Source organism: Oleiphilus sp. HI0066 (genome assembly GCF_001635725.1).
Window position 1 is genome coordinate 1 of record NZ_LWFH01000152.1, and the last position, 1,132, is coordinate 1,132.

The window sequence follows — 1,132 nt, forward strand, 5'->3', positions numbered from 1 at the left end:
CTCAAGCTATGGGTGAGAGTTTGGGTGATCTATCGTTCGACCCAACTGTTACTGTGCATGCTGATTATGTCGAGTACAAAGAGAATAATCGTTTGGAGTTAGAAGGCCAGGTAGAGATTATTCGAGAGGGCTATTACGCAAGAAGTGACGCGGCGGTTATCGATCAAAAGCAGAACCAAGCCACCATGCAAGGCCATATTGTTATTCAAGGCCCGCAAATGCATATGACGAGCGATTCCGCGGATGTTGATTTGAACGAGGGAAGTGCGAAACTTCATAACGCCAAGTTTATTGATCCTGATACGGGTTTCCGTGGTGGAGCCGAACTGATTGATCAAAAACATGAGACGCTTCTAAGTATTGAAGACGGCAGTTTTACGACGTGTAATGGTGAAGAGCCTGATTGGTCGTTTTATGCGTCTGAGATTGAATTAGATCAAGAGCAAGGTTTCGGTACGGCAAGTCATGCTCGATTTACCATCAAAGATGTTCCAGTCTTTTATGTTCCTTGGTTTACGTTCCCGATTGATGAGCGTAGAAAATCAGGTTTTTTATATCCCACGATCGGCACCTCAAACGTAGGGTCGGGGCTTTATATCTCGGCTCCGTATTACCTGAACTTAGCGCCAAACTACGATGCGACTATTACGCCTAATTGGATTGGTGGGCGCGGCGCTTATGAAGAAGCTGAGTTTCGATACAAAAGTGCACTGCAAGAAACAACGCTGACTACCGGATACATCGACGAAGATAAGGCCTATATCAAAGATCAGGCAGCACTTGGTAATTTTGATGAAAGTGGCGAGCGCTGGGGTTGGAGTATTGAGCAAGATTGGTCGCTCGATACTGTGTATACCGACACCTCAGCTTATCTCAGCTATACCCAAATCAGTGACGATGATTATTTGGATGATCTTGATCAAGGCTTACAGGTCACGAGTGACGACCTACTAGACAGACGTTTGTCGCTGAGCCACACCGGCGAAAATTACCGCTTTGATGCCTTACTGCAACAATATAAATCTCTGAATATTAATACCTTGGCATCGGAGCAACCATATCAGCGACTGCCTGAGCTGAACCTTGATATCTATCAGGCATATCAGCATCTCGATGTCGACTGGAATAGCCA

General features: G+C 45.6%; 1 protein-coding gene. It reads left to right on the forward strand.

Annotated features, from left to right (window positions below):
• The coding region (locus A3738_RS02610) for an LPS-assembly protein LptD (RefSeq protein WP_156503895.1) at positions 1–1,132 on the forward strand (1,132 nt) is incomplete at both ends.